We start from the raw sequence: 16,859 nt of genomic DNA, 5'->3' as shown, positions 1-16,859 counted from the left end.
CCGGCGTGCCGGGGCTCGCGCTGCCGCAGGGCAAGGTGCCCGGCGCGAACCTCGCGCCGTCCGCGCCGACGCACGTGCTGTCGCTCGGCAACCGCGTGCCGGCGCTCGCGCCGCATGCGGCCGCGCAGAACGGGCTGCCCGACAACGCGGTGTCGATCGCGCCCGCGCTCGAACCGCGCGTCGGCGGCGCGGCGCTCGGCGTGCCGCAGGTGAATGCGCCGGCGCCGGAAGGCGCGGCGAAGGCGTCGCCGTACTACTTCACCGACGGTTCGCTGCAGGGCTGGCAGCGGACGCCGCAGGACATCGTCGTGCCGTCGAACGGCCTCGCGTCGCCGGAAGCGTTCGGGCTGCCGGGCGACGACGCTTTGCGCGAACTGCTCGCCGTGCATCGCGAAGTGCCGGTGTCGCGCGCGTCGGGCGCCGACGTGCCGCGCTACTTCGTCGACGATACGCATGCCGCCGAGCCGCAAGGTCAGTTGTATCGCGGCGCGCACCCGCCGTTCGACGTGAACGCGATCCGCCGCGATTTCCCGATCCTGCAGGAGCGGGTGAACGGCAAGCAGCTCGTCTGGTTCGACAACGCGGCGACGACGCACAAGCCGCAGGCCGTGATCGACCGGCTCGCGTATTTCTACGCACACGAGAACTCGAACATTCACCGCGCGGCGCATGCCCTGGCCGGCCGTGCGACGGATGCATACGAGCATGCGCGGGAAACGGTGCAGCGCTTCATCGGCGCGTCGTCGCCGGACGAGATCGTGTTCGTGCGCGGCACGACCGAGGCGATCAACCTGATCGCGAAGTCGTGGGGCGTGCAGAACGTCGGCGAGGGCGACGAGATCATCGTGTCGAATCTCGAGCATCACGCGAACATCGTGCCGTGGCAGCAGCTTGCCGCGCTCAAGGGTGCGAAGCTGCGCGTGATTCCGGTCGACGATTCGGGGCAGGTGCTGCTCGACGAATACCGGAAGCTGCTCAACGACCGCACGAAGATCGTGTCGGTCACGCAGGTGTCGAATGCGCTCGGCACGGTCGTGCCGGTGAAGGAGATCGTCGAGCTTGCGCATCGCGCGGGTGCGAAGGCGCTCGTCGACGGCGCGCAGTCGATCTCGCACATGCGCGTCGACGTGCAGGCGCTCGATGCCGACTTCTTCGTGTTCTCGGGCCACAAGATCTACGGCCCGACCGGCATCGGCGTCGTCTATGGCAAGCGCGCGATCCTCGACGACATGCCGCCCTGGCAGGGCGGCGGCAACATGATCGCGGACGTGACGTTCGAGCGCACGGTGTTCCAGCCGCCGCCGAACCGGTTCGAAGCCGGCACCGGCAACATCGCGGATGCGGTGGGGCTCGGCGCGGCGCTCGACTACGTGAGCCGCGTCGGTATCGAGAACATCGCGCGCTACGAGCACGACCTGCTGGCGTATGCGACGAGCGTGCTCGCGCCGGTACCGGGCGTGCGGCTCGTCGGCACCGCGCGCGACAAGGCGAGCGTGCTGTCGTTCGTGCTGAAGGGCTATGAAACCGAGGAAGTCGGGCAAGCGCTGAACGAAGAGGGCATCGCGGTGCGCTCCGGGCATCACTGCGCGCAGCCGATCCTGCGGCGCTTCGGGCTCGAGGCCACGGTGCGGCCGTCGCTCGCGTTCTACAACACGTGCGACGAGGTCGATGCGCTGGTGCGTGTCGTGAAGCGGCTGGCGACGCGCCGTTGACGGTGATGTCGTTGTTGCCCGCCTGCGGCGGCCCTTGCGGGTCGCCGCAGGCGTTTTCCCGTTACGCGGTCAGAATCGTACGACCGGCTTCTTCTCCACGCTGAACCCGTCACGCAGCACGCACGCCGAATCGGCGAAGTATCGGCGGGTTTCCGACAGCAGGTCGGTGTTGCCGCGCCGACAGAACACCACACCCGATCCTTCCTCCGTCAGCAGTTCGTCGATCAGCGATTCGGGTTGCCCGATATCGGCGAGGTGGACGTTCTGCACGCCGTGCGCAAGCGCATCGAGCGCGTCCCGCACGCAGGGCGCCGCATCGGCGGCCGGATGCTCGGCGAGCCATTGTTCGAGTTCCGTGATGCCGTACAGCCCGGCGAGCTCGCCGAGTTCGCGCAGCCATGCCCCGTCGACCATCATCACCAGCGTGACGGCACCGGTGCATTGCGCGAACAGGCTGCCGAGCCGTTCCGGGCGCAGCACGTGCGCGTGGCCCGCGTCGTCCGGTGCGACCGGCATCACGACGGGCACGAGTCCGTTTTCCAGGAAGGCGTTCAACGCGGCGACGTCGAACCGTGCGACCGCGCTTGCCTGCGTGCGGTCGGGTGCCGCGCGGGCGACCAGCAGGCCGCCGTCGTGACCGTCGATGCCGATCGCCCTAGCACCGTGACCGCCGATCAGGCGCACCAGTTCGTGATTGACGCCGGTCATCGCGGCATGCGCGGCCTCGACCGATTGCGTATCGGCCGCGGCCGGCCCGCCCTGGACGACGACCGGACGAACGCCGGTGAGCGCAAGCAGCGCGACATCCTGTGCGAAGGCCGCACGGGTGCGTGCATCGCTCGCGGCGCCGCCATCGACGATGACGACGGTCTGCCCGTGCAGCGCCTGCATGAACGGCAGCGAGCGAGCCAGGCCGGCTGCGCGTCGCGACATGAGAGTGGGACTTTCAGGGTCTGGGAACATGGGAGTCCGAATGAATGGAGGGAGGTGCCTGTCGCCGTTCGACGCGGCGTCAGTGTGTGCGTTGCATCAGCAGGTGAAGCTCGCCGGGCGTTCGCGCATCGCGCGACGCGTGCCGGAACGCGCGTTCGCTGAAACACCGTGCCGCGTCGGCGAGCAGTTCGAGGTGCGTGCGGTCGTCCGCCTGCGGCAGGACCAGCACGATGAATTCGCGCACGGGCTTGCGGTCCGGCGCGTTGAACGCGAACGGATAGAGCGCGCGGACGAACAGCGCGACCGCCGAGTCGAGCCCGTCGACTCGTGCGTGCGGAATCGCGACGCCCTGGCCCAGACCGGTCGAGCCGAGCTGCTCGCGCCTGGCGAGTTCGGTCCGGATCCGTTCGGCGGATACGCCGCTGCTGCGCGCGATATGGCGCGCGACGAGGTCGAACAACTGGGTCGCGCTTTCGGCCGGGACGTCGAGCAGGATGTTGTCCACCGGGCAGGCGTCGGCGAGCCGGGCTGCGGACGGCGTGTCGCCGCGTCGGCGGGGAAGGTCGGGTTGGCCGCCCACGGCGGCCTGCTGCGTTTGCATGCGGATTGCTCCGTGTCGGGATGACAGGGAAATCCTAGACAAAGCCGCATAAAGACAGTGTCAGAGACAGGGGGGGCCGGTATTAAAATTTCATATCGACCGACGATGGAACCGGGCCCGCTATGGACTGGCTCACGTACCCGACAAAACGAACGGCAGCGTGGTCAGCAGGAAGACCGAAATGCCGACGACCGGCGCGCCGAACGCGATCGCCGCGAACGCCACGGCGGCGCTGGTCAGCACGAGCGTTCTCGATATCCGGCGATGCCGGTCGTGCGCCGTTGTCCTGCTGTCGCGGATTGCATCGGTCCGCGCGCCGATCACGTGTTTCCAGAACGTCAGGCCCAGCATGATTGCTCCTGTATGAAAGACGAGCGGGACGCGGCGCGCGATGCGCCGCGCAAGCGTGTCAGTTGCGCTCGAGCTTGAGCACGCGCGAGATCTGCGCGGCGGTGAAGCCGCTGTTGCGCACGTAAGGCGCGCAGTCGAGCGGCGCCGTGAGCGATTCGCTGACGACGTACCGGCCGACGAAGCGGTAGGCATCGGTTGCCGTCTTGATGAACACCGGAATCGCATCGCGTTGCGCGGCGAGCGTCCTGCCGGCCGAGCGCGCGGACGCGCTGCCGTCGCAAAGGATCACGTCGGGCGCGTGCGGATTGAGGTCCGCGCGAAGGCAGGCGGCCACGACCTTGCCGTTCTTCGTCGGCAGGAAACCCTGCTTGCTGCCGCCGCAGGCGGTGTGGATGAATTCGCGTGTGTACTGCTTGTCGATCTCGAACATGACCGGGCTCCGGTAACGGAAATTTCTCTGAATAAAATTCAGGTATGCGTAGTAAATGAACTGGACCGGCGGATCGATGACGCTTCGTTGCACAGGATGTGCTGCGCACACGCTCGAGCGCATGCATTCCCGATGCGCGGTGATCGCATCGACGTCGTGTTCAGGCGTGCACGGAGAGGACTACGGCGCGCACCGTCCGCCAGGCGGCAGGACGATGGCTCGGGAGGGAGGCACAGGCGTCCTGCCTGTCAGGCAGAAAAGCAACTCGGAGGACGAGGACTTCGGAGGCGCATGTCGCGTGCTCGGTGGTGGATGGCGAACCCATTCTAGTGAACGTATTCGCCGGCGCAAGTAAAAAGGTCGTAAAGGCGTGAGAGCGGTGTGTCGGTGCCCGGTTCGACCTGCCGGCCACCGCATTTTGCCGCTTCCATGCAACAACGCGTGACGACTTGCGTCGCCACGCGTTACGCGTCCTGCCCGGCTGCGCGCGCCGGTGAACCGGCGCGCACGGCCCGTCGTCAGAAATCGAAGCCCGGCCCGCCCGCACCCGGACCGCCCGGTGCGGCAGCCGGCGCCGCATCCTTCGGCGCTTCGAACACGGTCGCATCGGTCGTCAGCAGCAGCCCGGCCACCGACGCCGCGTTTTGCAGCGCCGTGCGCGTGACCTTGGTCGGATCGAGCACGCCCGATTCGACGAGATCGCCGTACTCGCCCGTCTGCGCGTTGTACCCGAAGTTGCCCGTGCCTTCCGCGACCTTCGCGACGACGACGCTCGCTTCCTCGCCCGCGTTCGTGACGATCTGGCGCAGCGGTTCCTCGAGCGCGCGCAGCACGATCTTGATGCCCGCATCCTGGTCGGCGTTCACGCCTTTCAGTTCGCGGATCGCCTGCCGCACGCGGATCAGCGCGACGCCGCCGCCCGGCACGATGCCTTCCTCGACGGCCGCGCGCGTCGCGTGCAGCGCGTCGTCGACGCGGTCCTTCTTCTCCTTCACCTCGATTTCGGTCGCACCGCCGACCTTGATCACGGCAACACCGCCGGCCAGCTTGGCCACGCGCTCCTGCAGCTTTTCACGGTCGTAATCGGACGTCGCCTCGTCGATCTGCACGCGGATCTGCTTCACGCGCGCCTCGATGTTCTTCGCATCGCCCGCGCCGTCGATCACGGTCGTGTTTTCCTTGCCGACCTCGATGCGCTTCGCCTGGCCGAGCTCGGCGAGCGTCGCCTTCTCGAGCGTCAGGCCCGTTTCCTCCGCGATCACCTGCCCGCCGGTGAGGATCGCGATGTCCTCGAGCAGCGCCTTGCGGCGATCGCCGAAGCCCGGCGCCTTGACCGCGACCGTCTTCAGGATCCCGCGGATGTTGTTGACGACGAGCGTCGCGAGCGCTTCGCCTTCGACGTCTTCCGCGATGATCAGCAGCGGCCGGCCCGACTTCGCGACCTGTTCGAGCACCGGCAGCAGATCGCGGATGTTCGAGATCTTCTTGTCGTGCAGCAGGATGTACGGGCTTTCGATCTCGGCGATCTGCTTGTCGGGATTGTTGATGAAATACGGCGACAGGTAGCCGCGGTCGAACTGCAGCCCTTCGACGACGTCGAGCTCGTCGGCGAGCGACTTGCCGTCCTCGACGGTGATCACGCCTTCCTTGCCGACGCGGTCGATCGCCTCGGCGATGCGCTGGCCGATCGATTCCTCGCCGTTCGCGGAGATCGTCGCAACCTGCGCGATTTCCTTGCTCGTGGTGGTCGGCTTGCTGATCTTCTTCAGCTCGTCGACGGCCGCCGCGACGGCCTTGTCGATGCCGCGCTTCAGGTCGAGCGGGTTGAGCCCGGCCGCCACGTATTTCTGGCCTTCACGGACGATCGCCTGCGCGAGCACCGTGGCCGTCGTCGTGCCGTCGCCGGCGGCATCGCTGGTGCGCGACGCGACTTCCTTCACGAGCTGCGCGCCGATGTTCTGCAGCTTGTCCGCGAGTTCGATTTCCTTCGCGACCGACACGCCGTCCTTCGTGACGACGGGCGCGCCGAAGCTGCGTTCGAGCACGACGTTGCGGCCCTTCGGCCCGAGCGTCACCTTCACCGCGTTCGCGAGGATGTTCACGCCTTCGGTCAGTCTTGCCCGTGCGACGTCGCTGAAAATGATTTCCTTGGCTGCCATGATTGCGCTCCGTTATTGATTGACGACCGCGACGATGTCTTCCTCGCGCAGCACGAGAAACTCGTTGCCGTCCACTTTGACGGCCTGGCCCGCGTACTTGCCGAACAGCACGCGCTCGCCGATCTGCAGGTCGGGCACGATGCGCTGGCCGTCGGCATCCTTCCGGCCGGGGCCAACGGCGATCACTTCGCCCTGGTCGGGTTTTTCGGCGGCGCTGTCGGGGATCACGATGCCCGACGCGGTGGTGGTTTCCTGGTCGAGTCGCTTCACGATCACGCGGTCGTGCAAGGGGCGTAGGCTCATCTTTTCGTCCTGTGCTGATCTGTCGGAATTGGCTGGCACTCTTCAACAGAGCGTGCTGACGAGTATAAAAACGGGCAGCGGCGCGATCCAATAACGGATTTGCACAAGCATTCGCGTCGTCGTGCAAAGCGCAGGGAGCCGGCTATTGCGACGCGGACTGCTGGGCGACCGGCGAGCAAATCGGGTGGATCGTCTCGCCGGCGAGCACGCGCTTCACGAACGGAATCGAATCGGCGAGCGACACGTTCACGGTGCCGTTGTGTTCGCGGCCCGCGTACAGGTGTGCCTCGACCGTCGTGCCCGCCGCGCACGCGTCCTTCGCCAGCGCGAGTTCGAGCGGCGCCAGCCCGTCGTCCGCGCCCGCGCCGATGAAGACGGGGGCGGCGAGCTTCAGTGTCGGATATTTCAGGTAGTCGTCCCACCATGCTTTCAGCCGCGCATCGCCGCCCGGCTTGACCGTATTCGCGTGCGTGAGGTGCGCGAGCGCCGCGTCGTCCTCGAGCGACGCGAGGCAGCCGATGCGCGATTGCTCGAGAATCGGCAGCGCGCGGTCGGTCAACACTTCGTCGGCGCGCAGTGACGGGTCGATCTGCTGCGCCGACAGCACCGAGTAGAACTGGTACGCAAGCGTCGGGTCGACGCGGTCGGGATCGCGCCGGTAGGCCGTCTCGAACGGCGGCAACGACGCGAGCGTGGCACGCGACGCGTTGTAGATCGTCCCGGTCGCGACGGTCGCGCGGATCGCGAGTTCCGGCGCGTAGACGGGCGCGTAGCCGGCCGCCGCGATGACGGCCGAGCCGCCTTGCGACTGGCCGACGAGCACGACTTCGTTCGCGAGGCCCGGCACGCCGCCGAGCACCGCACGCACGCTGTCGAGCAGCGTGTAGCTGTTCGAGCGGTTGTTGAGCTGCGGATTCGGGCCGGGCGTGCCGAGGCCCTGGTAGTCGGTCGCGACCACCGCGAACCCTTGCTGAAGCCATGCGTTCAGGTAGCGCACGTCGCGATACGAGCGGCCGAACCACGACGGCGCGCAGATATCGGCCATCCCGAACGTGCCGTGCGCCCATGCGACGATCGGCCAGCCGCCGGCTGGCGGTGTGCCGCGCGGCACGAACAGCGCGCCCGACACCGCGATCGGCGTCCGGCCGCCGACGCCGTCGGTCGATGCATACAAGATGCGCAACTGCCGCGCGGCGCCCGCGAGCCCGAGCGTGGCCGGCAGTGGTTCGGAGCGCAGCAGCGCGCCGGGCGTGGCCGGGATGTCGCGGTCCCACGTGTAGAACGCGGACACGCGGCCGTCGCCCTGCAGCGGATCGGGCACGGGAACATGGCCGGGCGAGGCCGCGAGCGAAACGACGGAAGGCACGGCGAGTGCCGAGATGAGCAGCGCGCGCGCGGCAACACCGCGCAGGGGAAGGAGCGTCATGGTCGGATGAAGGTGGATGAGATCGGATGCACCGTGCAAGGCCGGTGCGGGCCGACCACGACGCAAGTTTCGAACCAGCACGTTCGTTGCGCACGCCACGCGCGGTGCGGCGGGCAACCGGTCGGCACCACGCGGATGGTGCACGTGCACGCGCTGCGCGTCGCGCAGCAATCGCGGCCGGTACAGTGTTGCTCCCGCAACAGGCGCACGCTCGCGGATAGCATCGCGCGGGTCGGGCATCGCGCGAGCGCCACGCCGGCCGGCCCGCGCAGCGCGCTCGCCGGGTTGGCACGATTGCTGCTGATCCGGTGGCCGTGCGTCGCGGTGTCGCGACGCGAGTCCCTCCGTCCATCCGATCAAGGAAACCGTTCTCATGTCCGTCACCCAAGCCATCGACAGCGGCGAACTCGTGGCATTCGTCGAGCGCGCCACGCGCGAGTTCACGCAGGCCGCGCGCGTGCTGAAGGAAACGCGCACGCTGTCCGCGACCAACACGTTCCAGGCGTTCCAGCGCGTGCCGGGCACGGAGCTCGTCGTCGCGCTGTCTGCGCCGAGCCCGTGGGCCGCGTCACAGGACATTCAACCCGTCGTCGTGACGCTCGACGGCGACGTGCTGCACGGCGACGCGCGCGCGGGCGGCAACGGCCCGCGTTACGCGGGAGTGTTCCGCGAGGCGCCTGAAGTGGACGTCGTGATACACGTGCATGGCCCGTATCTCGGCGCGTGGGCGAGCGCGCATCGCCCGCTGCCGATCCGTTATGCGCCGGCCGCGCGCTACACGCGGGCTCGCGAGATTCCGGTCTACGTCGATCGTCGCCCGGGCGAGCCGCGCTTCATCGTCGATACGATCCGGCGCGATCCCGACGTGCCGGCAATCATCGAGGCAAACGGCGGCGCGACGTTCTGGGGCAAGTCGATCCTCGACGTATCGAAGTACATCCTGATCCTCGAGGAAGCCGCGTATTTCCAGGCGCTCGCGGAACCGCTCGGCGGCTCGCTCGACTTCGGGCCGGGCGCGCTCGAACAGCAGTGGAAGATGACCGGTCTTGCCTGACGCCGCACGGCGGCCGACGCAATCCGGCCGCCGTCATACCGATAGCTCGATGAATTGGTTCGTGGCCGGCGTGCGCCTTGCTATCGTCGAACCTTCCCCGTTCAACACGCCGGTCGTGCCATGGCCATCTTCAGCTTGCCGGACCCGACTTCGCACGCGATCACGATCCGCGCGAAGGCACTGACGTTCGACGATCCCAAATCGCGGGTGCTGCTCGAACGCATCCAGCTCGTCGCACCGAGCGATGCGACGGTGCTCGTCACCGGCGAGAGCGGCACCGGCAAGGAGCTGATTGCGCGCCTCGTGCATTCGCTGAGCGAGCGCCATGACGGCCCGTTCGTCGCGGTCAACTGCGGCGCATTTTCCGAGACGCTGATCGAAAGCGAGCTGTTCGGCCACGAGCGCGGCGCGTTCACCGGCGCGATCAATGCCCAGCCCGGCTGGTTCGAATCCGCGAATCGCGGCACGCTCTTTCTCGACGAGGTGGGCGACCTGCCGCTGTCCGCGCAGGTCAAGCTGCTGCGCGTGCTGCAGGAGCGCGAGGTGACGCCGGTCGGCTCGCGCAAGACCGTGAAGATCGACGTGCGGCTGGTCGCGGCGACCAACGTGAATCTCGAGGCGGCGGTGCGCGCGGGCAATTTCCGCGAGGACCTGTACTACCGGCTCAACGTCGTGAAGCTGAGTCTGCTGCCGCTGCGCGAGCGGCCCGGCGACATCGCGCCGCTGATCGAGCATTTCATCGACACCTATGCGAAGCGGCTGCGCGTGGCCGCGCCGACGCTGACCGACGCCGCACGCGCCCGACTGCATGCGCATGCGTGGCCCGGCAACATCCGCGAGCTGGAGAACGTGATCCACCACGCGGTGCTGATCTGCGCGGGCGGGGCGATCGACGTCGGCGACCTGCAGTTCTCGGCGCTGTCGCTCGCGCCCGACACGGCCGGCGCGCCGGGTGCGGCCGCCGCACCGCCGCGCCGCGCACGCGACGTCGCCGAAGCGACCGAGGCGCTGCGTCATGCGGTGATCGAATTGCTGGATCTGGGTACGCCGGCGCTTTGGCAGCACATCGAGGACACCGTCTACCGCAGCGTGTTCGACTACAGCGATCACAACCAGCTGCGCATGTCGCGCCTGCTCGACCAGTCGCGCAACATCGTGCGAGCGCGGCTCGCGCAGCTCGGTATCCTGAAGCCGCGCGACACGGGCGACGCCGACGCGCGGCTGCGCCGTCAGGCGTGATCCCGCCAGCGCAGCGCGCGCCGCGCGATCCGCTCGCATAGCGCGCTCATCCCGACGGCCAGCGCCGTCACGCCCAACACGCACACGAGCAGCACGTCGGCGCGGGCGCCTGCCTGGGCATTCTGCATGAGGCTGCCGATACCGGCCCCCGTGTTGAACAGCAACTCGCTGCTGGTCGCGGTGATCCACGCGAACGGCACGGCCTGCAGCACGCCCGCGAACAGGTCGGGCAATGCGCCCGGTATCAGCACGTCGCGCCACAGGCCGACGCGCGTCAGCCGATACGACTGCGCAAGTTCGACATAGCGTGGATCGACGCGGCGCAGCCCGTCGAAGCTGGCGGTGGTCATCGGGTAGAACGCGGCGAGCGCGATGATGAACACCTTGGCGAATTCGCCGGTGCCGGCCCACAGGCTCAGCAGCGGAATCAGCCCGAGCAGCGGCACGTAGCGCAACGCCTGGAACGCCGGTTCGGCCAGCTTGCGCGCGAGCGGCGAACGCGCCAGTACCGCGCCGAACCCGAGCCCGGCCGCGACGCCGAACCCGAGCCCGAGCGTCGTGCGGCGCAGGCTCGCGCCGAGATCGGTTGCGAGTTCGCCGCTGCGGGCGAGTTCGACGAGCGCCGCGCCGACCTGCTGCAGCGGCACGAATGCGTATTGGTGGGCCGCGTCGCCGGACGAGGCAGCTTGCCACGCGGCGATCAGCAGGGCCGGCACGACGAGGCCGCGCGCGCGGCGGCGCAGCGGGGCGAACGAGAAAGCGCGGGTGGCGAAGGTCATGCCGAAGCGTATCCAGTCAAAGTCAGCGCGCGGGCGTCTGCCAGCGCAATGCGTAGCGCTGCACGAGCGCGATCGAGCGGTCGAGCGCGAAACCGGTCAGCCCGATCACGGCGACGTCGACGAGCACCACGTCGAGCCGCAGCATCTGCCGCGCGAGTTCCATCATCTGGCCGATCCCGCTGTCGGCGCTGAGCAGCTCGACCGCGACGAGGGCGAGCCACGCGCGCGCGAGTGCGATCCGCACGCCCGTCAGCAGCGGCGGCAGCGCGGCCGGCAGCAGCACGTCGCGCAGTAGTGCGAAGCGGCCGAGCCCGTAGTGGCGCGCCATTTCGACGAGATCGCGCGGCGCATCGTGCACGCCCGTGTACGCGGCCAGCGCGACCGGGAAGAACACGGCCTTGCCGACGACGACGAGCTTCAACGGCTCGTCGACGCCGATCAGCAGGATCAGCAGCGGAATCAGCGTGAGCGTCGGCACTTGCCGCAGCAGGTCGAAGGTCGGCTGCAGGTAGTCGGCGAACAGCCGGCTGCGTGCGAGCAGGATGCCGAACGCGGCGCCGCCGGTTGCGCCGAGCGCGAAGCCGAGCGCGAGGCGATGCAGCGTGATCAGCAGGTTGTCGCGCAGTTCGCCGGTGTCGAGCAGCGTGCGCAGCGTCGCGGCGAGGCGTTCGGGCGGCACGACGAGCTGCGGCGGAAACCAGCGCTGCGCGCTCGCGAGCCACCACAGCGCGGCGAACGTAAAGGGCGTGATCCACCACAGCGCATGTTCGCCGAGCCGCGCGAGGCCGGGCAGGCGGATCGCGCGCCAGCCGTTCGGCGCGAGGGCGCGCATCGCCATCAGCGGCTCGCGACGCGCGCGGCATCGGCGCGCCAGTAGCCGTCGAGACCAAGCTGCTTGAGCGCGGTCGCCACGAAGGTCGGCGCGAGCAGCGCGTTCACGTCGACCGGCACCGACGTCAGGCCGGCCTGGCGGCTGTACGCGACGACATCGCGGTAGTGGCCGGTCAGCGCCGGCGTGAAGAGCGGCGTCCATTGCTCTTTCCACGGCGTCGATTCGTCCGCGTATTCGCGGCGCACGACGCTTTCGGGCTGGCCCGACGCGCTCAGGATCTTCACGTACGCATCGCGGTTCTGCGGCTGCGAGATCCAGTGCGCGGCCCGCACGTAGGCCGTCGCGACGAGCTGCGTGACGTCGGGGTAGCGCCGCACGAAATCGTCGGATGCCCACAGTTCGGCGCGCATCTTCCAGTCGTCGGGCGCGGTCTTGGTCGACCAGATGATCTTGCCGACGTTCTTGTCGACCAGCGAATACGCGTCGGACAGCGTAAAGAAGCCGTCGACGCGGCCGGCCGCGACGGCTGCCGCGCCGGCCTGCGGATCGAGGTTGTAGATCTTGAAGTCGGACAGCTTCAGCCCGTTTTCGGCGAGCAGCTTGCCGAACGTGACTTCCCACGGCCGGCCGCGATTGAGCGCGATGCGCTTGCCTTTCAGATCGACGATCGACTTCGCGGTCGAGCCGGCCGGCACGACCAGATACGTATTGCTGCCGGCGCCGCCCGGCACGATCAGGCGCGTGTGCGTGCCCGACGCGTTGACGACGACCGACGGCAGGTCGCCGTAGCCCGCGAAATCGATGCTGCCGTTCGTGAACGCCTCGTTGACGAGCGTGCCGACCGCCGCGGTCGACACCGGCACCCATTGCAGCTTCACGTGCCGGGCGGCCAGCGCCTTCTCGAGCGACTTGTCGGCGTCGATCAGCGCGGATGCGCCGGCATATTGCGTCTTGCCGCCGCTCGAGTACGCGACGACGGCAATGCGCACGACCTTGGGCGCGTCTTGCGCATGCGCTGCCGGTGCCGCGAGCGACGCGGCCGCCAGCGGTAGCACGGCGAGCAGCGCGCGCAGCAGGCGGCGCAGTGACGCGAGGGAGAGGGAGTATTTCATGATGGTCCCGAACAATGAACGAAAAAGGGGCTCACGCGCGTTTCTGCCACGACGGCCGCAGCACGTCGGCGAGCGGGCGCGGGTCGATCCAGTCGGCGACGTCGAAGTCGGTTTCCAGAAAGCCGTGCTCGCGCAGGAACGTCTTGAACTCGTCGAGCGCGGCGACCGATTCGTCGTCGAGATTGACGCCGAGATGGCGGTGCAACTGGTTGCCGTACGCGGCTCGCACCCAGTCGATCGACGATGCGGTTTCGCCCGCCACGTAGTGCGCGGTTTCGTCGGGATGCGTGCTCGCCCATTCGCCGGCGGCGACCACGAGCTTCAGGAAGCCGGCGACGATGTCCGGATGGTTCGCGAGCACGTCCGCGTTGACGGTCAGCGGGCGCGGCGTGCCGTTGTTGTTGCGGATCGAGCGCTCCGGATGAAAGCCGATGTCGATCACGACGTGTGCGCCGATCAGTTGCGCGATCTCGAGACCCGTCGAGCCTTTCACGTAGATCGCGTCGACTTCGCCGCGCAGCAGCGCGCCGGCTTCGGCCGCATACAGCGCGCGGCTCGAAAAGCCGTGCGGCGACGCGAACAGGTTCGCCGCACGCGCGGGCCCGACGGCCTGCAGCGTGCGTGCGCGCACGTCGACGAGCTCGACGTCGCGCGTGGTCAGTCCGTCGAGGCTCAGTGCATTGACGAAGCCGCGCAGCGCGGACGCGCGAAAGATGTCGATGCGGTCGTCGGGGCGGCTCGGAATCGCGATCCGGCGGCCGCGCAACGCCTTCACCGAGCGGATGCCCGACTCGGGCCGCGCGAGGATCAGCTGCGATTCGTCGACCCACGACAGCCCGATCACGCGCGTGTTGGCGTCGTTCGAGCGCGCCCACATCGCGGGGATGCTGCCGCCCTGGCGGAACGACTGCGCGAGCGTGTGATCGCTGATCGATGACACGTCGTGCCGCGTGGCGCCGCGCGGCGAGCGGATCGCGACGCCGTCGGCCGACGTCTCGCCGTTGAGCCAGCCGAGATGCACGGCGATGCCGAGCGGCGTCGGCACGGGCGATCGGGCGTACCAGAACGTCTGCTGCTTGTCCGATGACGAATCGGGCCTGTCTGTCATGTGTGAGATTCCCCTGTCTGGGTAAGCGTGGTCGATGCGCGGTGTCGCACGCGCGGCCGTTCCACGTTGCAAGTTCCGGGCCAATGAGCGGAAACGGCCGGGCGGCACGCGGCGCGGGCATCCCGGGCGCTGCGCGGCGCGACGGCCGGCGCAACGCCTGTTGCGTGAGCAACAGTCGCGTCGGGTGCTGTTGCGCGTGCAACACTGGTGTGTCGTGCGCAACAGCACGGCACGGATTCGCTTTCGGGATGCCGGCACCGCGCGGCGCGTGTTCGTCGATGGCCGTCGACGCCCGGCCGGCAAGGCATCGCGCGTGCTCGGCGGCCGCGCCGCACGTCAGCAGGCGTGCGCGTTGGCACACCGCGTGCTTTACAGCGCTGCATACGCGCGGCACGCCGGTGCCGCACGCAATCCGAACGGGCCGACAAGGAGAATCCCGATGGCTGTTGAATTTCTGTGGCGCCTGCCGATGCACGGCGACGGCCGGCGCGCACACGACCTGCATACGCGCGGCGAATGGAATCGCCAGCGCGCGTCGCGCGTCGCGCCGAAAGTCGACGACGACGATTTCGGCTACATCGACTATCTGTCGCAGGTGGCGCGCGCGGCCGACATCGCCGGTTTTCACGGCGCGCTGATTCCGATCTTCCGCTTCACCGAGGAACCGTGGGTCGTCGCGGCGGCGCTGGCGCGCGAGACGCGCCGGCTGCGGCTGCTGATCGCGCTGCAGCCGCATTTCGTGCATCCGGTCTATGCGGCGCAAATGGCCGCGAGCCTGCAGCGGATCAGCCGCGGCCGCGTCGAGTGGAACGTCGTCACGGGCGGCGGCGGTCCCGACCAGCGCGCGTACGGCGACTTCATCGATCACGACAGCCGCTATGCGCGCACCGACGAATTCCTCGACGTCGTGAAGGGCATCGCGGCCGGCGCGCCATTCTCGTTCGACGGCCGCTTCTACCGCGTCGAAGCCGGCGGGCTGCTGCCACCGCTGAGCGGCCAGAAGCCGCCGCGGATTTATCTGGCCGGCGCGAGCGACGCTGCGCTCGCGGTCGCGGCGAAACACGGCGACGTGCACCTGAGCTGGGGCGAGCCGCTCGCGAAGCAGAAGGAAGTGATCGACGCGGCGCGCCGCGCGCTCGACCGGCAGAACGCCGAGCGCGACCTGCGCTTCGGCATGCGCATCGACATCCTCGCGCGCGAAACCGAGGAACAGGCGTGGGCCGAGCTGCGGCAGATGTTCGCCACGGTGGGCGACGCGACGCGTGCCGGTTTCGGCGGGCGCGGCGAATCGTCGGAATCGGTCGGCGCGAAGCGCCAGTTCGCATTGCACCAGGGCAACACGCAGCACTTTGACGACCTGATCGTCGGCCCGAACCTGTGGGCCGGAATGTCGCAGATCCGTGGCGGCCCCGGCTGCGTGATCGTCGGCAGCCACGAGCAGGTGGCCGAGCGGCTCGCGGAATACGTCGACATCGGCGTATCGACGTTCATCCTCGCGAGCAATCCGCATCTCGAAGAGGCGTACCGCGTGGGCGAGGAAGTGCTGCCGCTCGTCGACGGCGCGCTGAACGCGCGCGGCACGCAGGCAGCGCTGCGCGTGGCCAGCGCCTGAGCGCGGCGGCGTGCCGCCGCGCATCAACGACAACGACAAGGATACTCACCATGACGACACTCGCTGCGCAGGCCACGGCTTGCGACGCACTCTGGTACACGCGCTGCCCGGTGCCGACCGCGCTCGGCATCGCCGTGCATCGCGGCTGGTTCGACGAAGAGTTCGGGCCGGACGGCATCGTGCTGAATTCGCTGCAGGAGACGGCCGATGCCGACAAGCGCGAATCGCACTTCGATCACAGCCTGCCGCACTCGTTCCGGCAGGGCGGCAACATTCCCGCGCTGTGGGCGCGGGCACGCGGCGCCGATACGCGCGTGATCGGCCTGTCGTGGACCAACGAATTCCAGGCGATCGTCACGCTGCCCGAGCGCGGCATTCGCACGACGCGCGATCTGCGCGGCCGGCGGCTCGGATTGCCGCGCCATCCGATCAGCATCGACTTCTGGCGTGCGGCCGCCCTGAAGGGCTTCCTGAGCGCGCTCGAACTGGAAGGGCTCGGCCACGGCGACGCCGAATGGATCGACCTGCCCGACACGCGCGAGCGCCGCACCGGGCCAGCCTCGTTCACGCGCGGCCCGCACGAGTACGGACTCGAGATCTCGGCGCTCGTGCGCGGCGACGTCGACGCGGTGTTCGTGAAGGGCGTCGCCGGGCTGGAGACCGTGCACCTGATCGACGCGCAGGTCGTCATCGATCTTGGCGCGCATCCCGATCCGCTGGTGCGGATCGGCAACGGCACGCCGCGCACGCTGACCGTCGATCGCGCGCTGATCGATACGCGCCCCGATCTCGTGAGCCGGTTCCTGTCGGTCGTGGTCGGCGCGGGCGACTGGGCCGCGCGCCATCCGGCCGATACGGTCGCCTATATCGGCCGCGAAACGCATGCCTCCGACGAGTGGGTGCGCTATGCATACGGCGGGGATGTGCACCGCCATCTGGAGACCGGGCTCGCGCCGACGTCGATCGACGGTCTGGTCGCGTTCAAGGATTTTCTCGTCGAATGGGGCTTTCTCGAACGCGATTTCGACGCGCGCGCGTGGATCGACCCGGCGCCGTTCACGCAGATCGACCGGCATCGCCATCCGTGGGTCGCGTAGCGCGCCGCGGCGCGTCATTGCAAGGAGTCGAACATGACAGGGCTGACGATCGAATACGGCGTGCCGCCGGCGCGCCGGCACGTGGCGCGCGCCGCGCCGCGCGCGGCGGTA

General features: G+C 68.8%; 16 protein-coding genes. 5 read left to right on the top strand and 11 right to left on the bottom strand.

Annotation, left to right across the window (positions count from 1 at the left end; translation table 11 throughout):
• On the top strand, positions 1 to 1,712 hold a 1,712-nt coding region (locus G3N62_RS28630; RefSeq protein ID WP_206141364.1), incomplete at its 5' end, for a family 2A encapsulin nanocompartment cargo protein cysteine desulfurase.
• A gap of 69 nt (positions 1,713 to 1,781) precedes the next feature.
• Here the strand turns inward: G3N62_RS28630 and G3N62_RS28625 are convergent.
• The 7 genes from G3N62_RS28625 to G3N62_RS28595 form a co-directional block, all read right to left on the bottom strand.
• Complete coding sequence (locus G3N62_RS28625) at positions 1,782 to 2,675, bottom strand: acetylglutamate kinase (protein ID WP_124670101.1); 894 nt, start codon at positions 2,673 to 2,675, stop codon at positions 1,782 to 1,784.
• 49 nt (positions 2,676 to 2,724) lie between these two features.
• On the bottom strand, positions 2,725 to 3,246 hold the full coding sequence (locus G3N62_RS28620) for a PTS sugar transporter subunit IIA (protein ID WP_124670100.1): 522 nt from the start codon (positions 3,244 to 3,246) through the stop codon (positions 2,725 to 2,727).
• A 132-nt stretch (positions 3,247 to 3,378) separates the two neighbouring features.
• Positions 3,379 to 3,597: a hypothetical protein gene (locus G3N62_RS28615; RefSeq protein WP_241013236.1), complete on the bottom strand. Its 219-nt coding sequence runs from the start codon at positions 3,595 to 3,597 to the stop codon at positions 3,379 to 3,381.
• Positions 3,598 to 3,655: 58 nt separating this feature from the next.
• Positions 3,656 to 4,027 (bottom strand): DUF6697 family protein, encoded by a 372-nt coding sequence (locus G3N62_RS28610; RefSeq protein ID WP_124670099.1) that lies wholly within the window; start codon positions 4,025 to 4,027, stop codon positions 3,656 to 3,658.
• Positions 4,028 to 4,545: 518 nt separating this feature from the next.
• The gene (gene groL, locus G3N62_RS28605; protein ID WP_034188397.1) at positions 4,546 to 6,186 is read right to left on the bottom strand and encodes a chaperonin GroEL; all 1,641 of its coding nucleotides are present in this window, start codon (positions 6,184 to 6,186) and stop codon (positions 4,546 to 4,548) included.
• A gap of 12 nt (positions 6,187 to 6,198) precedes the next feature.
• Positions 6,199 to 6,489 carry a co-chaperone GroES gene (locus G3N62_RS28600; protein WP_034188396.1) on the bottom strand — a complete coding sequence of 97 codons (291 nt, stop codon included), beginning with the start codon at positions 6,487 to 6,489 and terminating at the stop codon, positions 6,199 to 6,201.
• Between the two features lie 142 nt (positions 6,490 to 6,631).
• Complete coding sequence (locus G3N62_RS28595) at positions 6,632 to 7,915, bottom strand: lipase family protein (RefSeq protein ID WP_124608099.1); 1,284 nt, start codon at positions 7,913 to 7,915, stop codon at positions 6,632 to 6,634.
• A 373-nt stretch (positions 7,916 to 8,288) separates the two neighbouring features.
• On the opposite strand from G3N62_RS28595, the gene G3N62_RS28590 reads away from it, so the two are divergent.
• Together G3N62_RS28590 and G3N62_RS28585 are read left to right on the top strand one after the other, a co-directional pair.
• The gene (locus tag G3N62_RS28590) at positions 8,289 to 8,969 is read left to right on the top strand and encodes a class II aldolase/adducin family protein (RefSeq protein WP_034188394.1); all 681 of its coding nucleotides are present in this window, start codon (positions 8,289 to 8,291) and stop codon (positions 8,967 to 8,969) included.
• Positions 8,970 to 9,089: 120 nt separating this feature from the next.
• Positions 9,090 to 10,208 (top strand): sigma 54-interacting transcriptional regulator, encoded by a 1,119-nt coding sequence (locus G3N62_RS28585; protein ID WP_059559743.1) that lies wholly within the window; start codon positions 9,090 to 9,092, stop codon positions 10,206 to 10,208.
• Here the strand turns inward: G3N62_RS28585 and G3N62_RS28580 are convergent.
• The 4 genes from G3N62_RS28580 to G3N62_RS28565 are packed head-to-tail and all read right to left on the bottom strand — an operon-like array spanning position 10,199 to position 14,039.
• On the bottom strand, positions 10,199 to 10,987 hold the full coding sequence (locus G3N62_RS28580) for an ABC transporter permease (RefSeq protein WP_049030693.1): 789 nt from the start codon (positions 10,985 to 10,987) through the stop codon (positions 10,199 to 10,201). The two genes, G3N62_RS28585 and G3N62_RS28580, sit on opposite strands and share 10 nt — an antisense overlap.
• A gap of 22 nt (positions 10,988 to 11,009) precedes the next feature.
• Positions 11,010 to 11,825 (bottom strand): ABC transporter permease, encoded by an 816-nt coding sequence (locus G3N62_RS28575; protein WP_124670098.1) that lies wholly within the window; start codon positions 11,823 to 11,825, stop codon positions 11,010 to 11,012.
• Positions 11,825 to 12,931 (bottom strand): PhnD/SsuA/transferrin family substrate-binding protein, encoded by a 1,107-nt coding sequence (locus G3N62_RS28570; RefSeq protein WP_049036333.1) that lies wholly within the window; start codon positions 12,929 to 12,931, stop codon positions 11,825 to 11,827. The genes G3N62_RS28575 and G3N62_RS28570 overlap by 1 nt, the downstream gene beginning before the upstream one ends.
• Positions 12,932 to 12,962: 31 nt before the next feature.
• The gene (locus G3N62_RS28565) at positions 12,963 to 14,039 is read right to left on the bottom strand and encodes a nitrate ABC transporter substrate-binding protein (protein ID WP_034188389.1); all 1,077 of its coding nucleotides are present in this window, start codon (positions 14,037 to 14,039) and stop codon (positions 12,963 to 12,965) included.
• Between the two features lie 439 nt (positions 14,040 to 14,478).
• Here G3N62_RS28565 and G3N62_RS28560 point away from each other — a divergent pair, with 439 nt between their 5' ends.
• Positions 14,479 to 15,651, top strand: a complete 1,173-nt coding sequence (locus G3N62_RS28560; RefSeq protein ID WP_124670097.1) for an LLM class flavin-dependent oxidoreductase — start codon at positions 14,479 to 14,481, stop codon at positions 15,649 to 15,651.
• A 50-nt stretch (positions 15,652 to 15,701) separates the two neighbouring features.
• The gene (locus G3N62_RS28555; RefSeq protein WP_124670096.1) at positions 15,702 to 16,748 is read left to right on the top strand and encodes an ABC transporter substrate-binding protein; all 1,047 of its coding nucleotides are present in this window, start codon (positions 15,702 to 15,704) and stop codon (positions 16,746 to 16,748) included.
• The last annotated feature ends 111 nt before the right edge of the window (positions 16,749 to 16,859 follow it).

This window comes from Burkholderia sp. Tr-20355 (genome assembly GCF_017104685.1).
Taxonomy (GTDB): Bacteria; Pseudomonadota; Gammaproteobacteria; order Burkholderiales; family Burkholderiaceae; genus Burkholderia; species Burkholderia seminalis.
The sequence above is the reverse complement of the archived record's forward strand: the minus strand, read 5'-3'. Positions and strand labels throughout refer to the sequence as shown.